The organism is Methanobrevibacter filiformis (assembly GCF_001639265.1).
GTDB lineage: Archaea > Methanobacteriota > Methanobacteria > Methanobacteriales > Methanobacteriaceae > Methanacia > Methanacia filiformis.
On sequence record NZ_LWMT01000010.1, the window covers coordinates 1 to 8865 of the forward strand.

An 8865-nucleotide genomic window follows, 5' to 3' on the forward strand; every position below is an offset into this window, starting at 1 on the left:
AATAGATATTCAATGAAAAACATAGACAACAAATAAAAAAAACTACAAAAAATAATTTACAATCTAACCACAACTAAGAAAATTCACTGTCATCCATCAACTGAAAAATTAATTATTGCACAGCCAAATAAAAATACTATTTCCTATATATATCATAACTTCTTTTAGGAGGATTTTACTTTTTCAAATTGAAAAATCCCAAGCATTCTTCCATTACTATTATTCAACATTATGATCTATTATGGTCAGTTTTTATATTGGTTGCTAAGATTTCTTTCATTAATTATTTCTATATGGTTTCAAAATTTATTAATAATTGATATTATACTTATTAAATAATGATTCACTAAAACAACAAATGCTATCTTCTGGAATAAAATTAATTAATCTTTCAGGAAATAAAAAAACTATTAACAAACATGGACAAACAATAATCAGTAAGAAAATTGAAAATTTGAAAAAATTAATCACTTTTTCTAAACAAATAAACTATTTTTTTTATTTTTATCCGAATTATTGATAAACAATGTAGTGATAAATTGATTATTATTATATATTTAGTTTATATAGGAACATTTATATATTATTTAAAACATAATATTATTAATATAAATTATATTATATTTTAGAAATAATATCTCATTTCATGAATAACCTTCTGTTGATTTTTTACAGGTTATTCAAATTGTATACCTAATTTTTTAAGAGATATTAATTAACTTTATCATTATTACGTTACTGGGAGCAACAGTAATTCAATTAATTTCTTATTGCAGTAACATTATGAATAAATACAAATGAATTAGAATCTAGTAGAAAGATAAATATTAAACATATAATTGTAAATAAGTGCGATTTTGTATTTTGGAAGGTATGATTGAGGTTTTTTAGATATTATATTATCTAATTCTCCAAAATCTTATTCCTCATTATATAATTATTTATATAATTAGAATTTTCTTTAATTAGCTATAAAGGAGTGGGAAGATACGAACAAAAAAGTAGGGGAAGATAGGATGAATAGAATAGCTAATCTAGATAAAATAACTAGTGTGAATAAGGGTGCTAGTGTAAATAAATTAGATAATTTAAATAATGGTGCTATTGTAAGTAAAAGATCATGTGTTATTATATGTCTTTTAGTGGCTCTGATATTTTTCAGTGCTTTATCTAGTGTAGATGCTAAATCATTTAATTCTACATCTACTCAACAGGAAGTTCAGAATTTTCTATCTAATACTTCAGATCCTGATCAGGATTTAGTATTTGAAGAAGGTAATTATTCCTATGATGGAATGTTTTCTATCTTAAGAAATACTAATATAACTACTAATGGCGGTGTTAAATTCACTGGAAGTGGAAGTTATCCTCTTTTTATTCTTTCTGAAGCATATTCAGTTAATGTCGAAGGTTTGGATGTTTCTGGTTATAGTTCTTTCATGGAATTGTACTCTCCATCAGAGGTTATAATAGCTAACAGTAAAATCAAAACCTCTGGAGGGTTTATACAATTTTTAAGTGCTTCTAAAGGCGCTTCTGCAAATATCATTAATAATACAATAGATTCTTCTTATTTTGTTAGAGTTGATGGTGCTAATAATACTAATGTTGTTGTTGAAAACAATACTATTTCGAATTTATTATCTACTTTTGAATACTCATTGTTTGTTTTTTATGGTAGGGTAGGTAATTTTACAGGCTCATTTTCAGAAAATACTGTGCTTTCTACTCATGGATTTGTTTACTATAAGGAGGCTGCTGCCAATTATACTAATATTAAAATTAATTATACTAAAAATATAATTTATGATATAGCTAGAGCACAAAGAGGAAACCCTCCTTCAGATTCAGGTTCTTATAATAATGTTAATTATAATATATTTGCTAGTGGTCCATTTGCTCAATCAGGATCTCCTTTTAACTTTACTTATAATTACTGGGGGCCGAAAATTGTAATATCTAATGGATCTACTGCTACTGCTATTAATTATTATCTTTTAAATCTTTCTAATGCTAGTTCATTAGATGGTCTTTCTGCAGGTAGTACTGTTAATTTTTATTTTTTCAAATTAAACACCAGTACTACAGACCATGGGGAGGACTTACCAAATATGACTATTTCAGGTACTCTTAATGGTATAGAATTTACTAGGCATGGATATATGGGTAATTTCAACGTTTCTAGTGGTAACAATACTCTTATTATTAATTATGCTGGTCAAACTAGTCGATTAAACTTTTATGTTAAATCTGATATTAATACCACAGTTCCTGATATTATAATGCGAGTAAATCAACAAAGTAATATTACAGGTCAGATAATAAATTATCCTTCTACAGACAGTACGCCTATTTCTAAAGTTAATGTTACTGTTGCAGGTGTACGTACTGAGGTTAATGTGAATAATAATCAATGGATTTTACCTTACACTCCTGTTAATGCAAATGGAGGTCAATTTATAGTTAGTTTTGCTGGCAATAATTTATATAATGGGTTCCAAAATACTGGCTATTTTACAGTTTCATCTACTATTTTAACTTCTAGTCTTGGCGTTAATGAGTCTTCAGCTACTGTTGGTGATGTTGTTAGAATTAGTGGTCAAATAGAAGATTATTCAGGTCAGCTTGGTGGAAATAATAAGATTAATTTAACTATTGGTAATAAAGTAGTTGAAGTAACAGTTAATCCTATAGATGGTACTTGGTATTATGATTACCAAACACAAAGCCCTGGTTCTATTATGGTTTCTATTTCTCACACTGATTCCGATATTGGAGTATATATTTTATCTAACGACTCTCTTTTTCTAATTAAAGATACTACTAATTCATCAATAATTGCTAACTCTACTATAACAGTTTTTCGTGAAACTACTATTAGTGGTAAACTAACAAATCCTGGTAATGGTCTTGACTATATTTATGTTCAAGTGGGTAATGATACTTATATGGCTGATGTTGAAGCTGATGGGTCTTGGAGTATTGTTTACACACCAAGTACTATAGGTTCATTAAATATTAGAGTTTGGAATGATAATATTAATTTCACTTCAGAAATCAATACAAGTAGTTTTAATGTAGTTAAAATTAAGATTAATTCTACAATAATTGCAAGTGATCTTGTTGTTGGTAGAGATTTAGCATTTAGTGGTATATGGAATGATTCTGTAGGAAATACAATTAATGTAAGTCAAATAAGTTTTACACTTTCTAATGGTACTAAATATAATAGTACTTCAAACAATGCTTCCACTGCAATAAATATTCTCACTAATGGATGGTTATTTGGTACACAAGGCAATGGTCGTCCAGTTTATAAAGCAGGTTCACAGAATATTACACTTACTTTCATAGGTAATAATTTCATAGATCCATTTGATGTTACATATGTATTTAATGTAGTGTTAAATGCTTCATCTTCTACTATCTCTCATAATGCTACTACTGCTACAAAGATTGGTAACCTAGTCAGAATAAATGGTACAGTAAGTCCTACTAATGTAGGAATTAATACGGTTAATCTTACTGTTGATGGTGTAACTACACTTGTTTCTGTTGGTAGTGGGGGCGCTTGGACTTATAATTATACTGTTACATCTGGAGGCACTATTCCTGTTCTTGTCACTTTTAATGGTAATGCTAATGTTACAGAGTTTTTCAATATGACAACATTTATTGTTACTAAAAGTAGTACTAGGTCAAATATTACTGCAGTTCCCACATCTGTCCATATTGGTGAAAATGTTCTTTTTAGTGGTCAATTAGTAAATTATACTAACATTACTTTTGTAGTTTTAGAGATTGGGAATGAATCATATAGTGTAGCTGTTAATAGTACTGGTGGTTGGAGCTATAATTATGCTACTACTACTATAGGAAATAGTATCCAAGCTATTGTAAAAGTTGCAGGTAATGCTTATTATAATGATACTAGTAATAGTACTACTTTTACTGTACTTCAAAATACTACTTCAACTAATATTAATGTAAATCCAAGTACTGTAAATATTGGGACTAAGGTTATTATTTCAGGCACGATAACAAATAAAACAGGAATACATAAGAATAATATATTTATATATATTAATAATACTTTAATTGGTACAGCTTCAAGTTATGATAATATTACTGGGGAGTGGAGTTTTAATTATGGTAGTTTATTTGCTGGAAATAATATTCCTGTAAATGCTGTTATAAATCATTCCTACTATCCAATTGTCAATGTATCTAGTACTTTTTCTGTCGTGAAAAACATTACTAACTCTACTATTATTGTAAATAATATTGTTCAAATAGGTACAAACATTCTTCTTGAAGGTTATGTAATAAATCATACTAATTTAACTAGTATTAATATAACTATTAAAAATTCAACTGGCGGTATTGTTAGTAGTGGTATTGTTGGGGTAGATGGTGGATATTGGTATTATCCATATCTTGCAAATACTTCTGATATTTTCACTATTGAAGCGATTTTACCAGTAAATCCTAATTATGTAGAAGGTAAATTAAACTCTACTAACTTCCAAGTAAATAAAAATATTACTAATTCTACTATTGTTATAAATCCTCCTACTCCAGATGTATCAACTACTATTAGTATTGGTGGTCAGCTAACTCAATACTATAATGTAAGCAAAGTTAATGTAACATTACCTAATGGTACAACAGTTGTAGCTAATGTAAATGGTAGTGGTTATTGGAACATTGCATCTTATACTGTTAATATTAATGGTAAAAATACTATTACTGCAAGCTTAACTGAAACTAGTCATTATCTTGGATTTACTAATGAATTTTCATTTTCTCCAGGTATGAAGGTAACTAATTCTACTATTAATATTGTTCCAAGTCCAGCTAACATAGGTAATGGTGTTATTATTAGTGGTCAATTTAGTACTTTTGATGAGAATATCACAAGTATTACTATTACTGTTAATGGAACTACATATATTGTTCCTGTTAGTGGAACAGGTTCCTGGAGCTTAACTTATAATACTACTGTTGTAGGAAATATCTCTATAAATGCTAGTTTAACAGGTAATGAGCATTACTTGGACTTTAGTAATTCCAGTAGTTTCATTGTGAATAGAAACACTACTGGTTCAACTATTAATCTAAATCCTAATATTACAGGATTAGGGTCTAATGTAGTTATTAGTGGTACATTAACTAATAAGTCTGGTATAACTGCAAATAATATTAGTATATATGTTAATGGTACTTTTATAGGAAATCCTACATCATATAATTCAACCTCTGGTCTTTGGACTATGGATTATCTACCTAATTCCTTAGGAAATAATATTTCTGTTAGTGTTACTATAAGTCATGCTAACTACACATATACTTCAAACAGTACATTATTAAATGTTGTCAAAAGTACTACAAATAGTTCAATTGACATACCCCAACCAGCCTATATTGCAACTAATATCACTATTTCAGGTAATATTACTAATCGAACAGGTATTACTAAAAATAATATTAATGTTACTATTAATGGTAACTCTGTAGTAGTTAATAGCTATGATCTTTCTACTGGTATATGGACTGTTAACTATTTAACTGGGAGTATTGGTAACTATACAGTAGTAGTTCAAATTAATGAAACTGCATACTACTTTGCTTCTACTAATACAACAGTTTTTGAAGTTATAAAATATTCTACTAACTCCAGCATTATTATTTCTCCGAATATTACTACTGTTGGTAATAATGTTACTGTTAGTGGTCAAATAGCTAATTATACTGGCGTTACTGAAGTTAATGTAACTATTGATAGTAACTTGTTCACTGTTAGTGTGAATGCTTCTGGCTATTGGAGCTTGAATTATACTACTAACCGACCAGGTTCTGTTAATGTTCTTATTAGTGGTTTTGGTTATGAAAATTACGCAGATTTCATAAATTCTTCAAATTTTTATGTTCTTAAGAATAGTAGACTGTTTATTAATCCTGTTGAGGATACTAAAGTGAATACTAGTATTAATATTAATGGTACTCTCTCAGATGAAGATGGTAATCCGATTACTGGAGTAACTATCAATGTGGCTGTTAGTGGTACTAATTATACCATTACTACTGATGCTGAGGGTAAATGGGATATTAGCTATTTTGTTAATTCAACTGGGATTGTTAATGTTGTTGCTTATTTTGTTGGTAATGATAATTATACTGCTGCTGCTAATAGTACCAGTTTTTATGGTTTGGCTTTAAACAGTACTCTGGTTATTAATCCTGTTCCAGCTACTAAAACGGAAAATAATGTTAGCATTAATGGTACTTTGTTAGATGAGAAGAATAATCCGATTAGTGGCGTGACTGTTAATGTGACTGTTGATAGTGTTCATTATGCCACTACTACTGATGCTGAGGGTAAATGGGGTATTACTTATCTTGTTGTTTCAACTGGAAGTATCAGTATTATTGCTACCTTTGATGGTAATACTTATTACAATAGCTCTATCAATAGTAGTAGTTTTAGTGGAGTGGGTTTAAGCAGTAATTTAACTATTAATCCTATTCCAGATACCAAGATTAATAGTACTGTTAGTATTAATGGCACATTATTAGATGAGAATAATGATTCAGTTAGTGGTGTGACTGTTAATGTGACTGTTAATAATGTTGTTTATAGTGCTACTACTAATAGTAGTGGGCATTGGAATGTTAATTATCTTGTTATTTCGACTGGAAGTATTAGTGTTGTTGCTGAGTTTGAGGGTAATACTGGTTATGTGGGTTCTAGTAATAGTACTAGTTTCAATGGTTTGGCTTTAAACAGTACTTTGGTTATTAACTATGTTCCTAACTCTAAGATAAATGGTAGTGTTAGTATTAATGGTACTTTGTTAGATGAAAATGGTTATGCGATTAGTGGTGTGACTGTTAGTGTGACTGTTAATAATGTTGTTTATATTGCTACTACTAATAATAGTGGTAATTGGAGTATTACTTATCTTGTTAATTCAACTAATCTAACCAATGTCGTTGCTGAGTTTGTTGGTAATGATAATTACACTGGCGCTGCAAATAGTACTAGTTTTTATGGTGTGCTTATAGATACTATTCTGGTTATTAATCTTGTTCATGATAGTAAGGTTAATAGTAGTGTTAGTGTTAATGGTGCTTTAAAAGATGAGTATGGTAATAATGTTAGTGGTGTGACTGTTATAGTGACTGTGGATGGTACTAGTTATAATAGTACTACTGATAGTAATGGTAATTGGAATATTACTCATCTTGTTAATTCTTCTAGTGAAATAAGTGTCGTTGCTACTTTTATTGGGGATGTTAATTACACTGCTGCTGCAAATAGTACTGAATTTGGTGGTTTGCTTATTAATACTACTTTGGTTATTAATTCTGTTCCTGATAGTAAGGTTAATAGTAGTGTTAGTGTTAATGGTACTTTGAAAGATGAGTATGGTAATGATGTTAGTGGTGTGACTGTTATAGTGACTGTTAATGGTTTTAATTATACTAGTACTACTGATAATAATGGTAATTGGAATATCACTTACCTTGTTAATTCAACTGATCCAGTTAATATTGTTGCTACCTTTGTTGGGGATGTTAATTATACTGCTGCTGTGAATAGTACTGAGTTTGGTGGTGTGCTTATTAATACTACTTTGGTTATTAATCCTGTTCCTAATAGTAAGGTTAATAGTAGTGTTAGTGTTAATGGTACTTTAAAAGATGAATATGGTGATAATGTTAGTGGTGTGACTGTTATAGTAACTGTAGATGGTTTTAATTATACTAGTACTACTGATAGTAATGGTAATTGGAATATTACTTATCTTGTTAATTCTTCTAGTGAAATCAGTGTTGTTGCTACTTTTATTGGGGATGTTAATTATACTGTTGCTGTGAATAGTACTGAGTTTGGTGGTGTGCTTATTAATACTATTTTGGTTATTAATTCTGTTCCTAATAGTAAGGTTAATAGTAGTGTTAGTGTTAATGGTACTTTGAAAGATGAGTATGGTGATAATGTTAGTGGTGTGACTGTTATAGTAACTGTAGATGGTTTTAATTATACTAGTACTACTGATAGTAATGGTAATTGGAATATTACTTATCTTGTTAATTCTTCTAGTGAAATCAGTGTTGTTGCTACTTTTGTTGGGGATGTTAATTATGCTGCTGCTGTGAATAGTACTGAGTTTGGTGGTGTGCTTATTAATACTATTTTGGTTATTAATTCTGTTCCTGATAGTAAGGTTAATAGTAGTGTTAGTGTTAATGGTACTTTAAAGGATGAGTATGGTGATAATGTTAGTGGTGTGACTGTTATAGTGACTGTGGATGGTTTTAACTATACTAGTACTACTGATAGTAATGGTAATTGGGATATTACTTATCTTGTTAATTCTTCTAGTGAAATCAATGTCATTGCTACTTTTATTGGGGATGTTAATTATACTGCTGCTGCAAATAATACTGAGTTTGCTGGTGTGCTTATTAATACTACTTTGGTTATTAATCTTGTTCATGATAGTAAGGTTAATAGTAGTGTTAGTGTTAATGGTACTTTAAAAGATGAATATGGTAATAATGTTAGTGGTGTGACTGTTATGGTAACTGTGGATGGTTTTAATTATACTAGTACTACTGACAGTAATGGTAATTGGAATATTACTTACATTGTTAATTCTTCTAGCGAAATCAATGTCATTGCTACTTTTATTGGGGATGTTAATTACACTGCTGCTGCAAATAGCACTGAGTTTGGTGGTGTGCTTATTAATACTACTTTGGTTATTAATCCTGTTCCTGATAGTAAGGTTAATAGTAGTGTTAGTGTTAATGGTACTTTAAAAGATGAGTATGGTAATAATGTTAGTGGTGTGACTG

The 8865-nt window shown here is 29.4% G+C and carries 1 protein-coding gene; it reads left to right on the forward strand.

The window, feature by feature from the left end; genetic code table 11:
- Window positions 1-1016: 1016 nt before the first annotated feature.
- A partial coding sequence (locus tag MBFIL_RS00460) for a beta strand repeat-containing protein (RefSeq protein ID WP_157078601.1) occupies window positions 1017-8865 on the forward strand: 7849 nt, incomplete at its 3' end.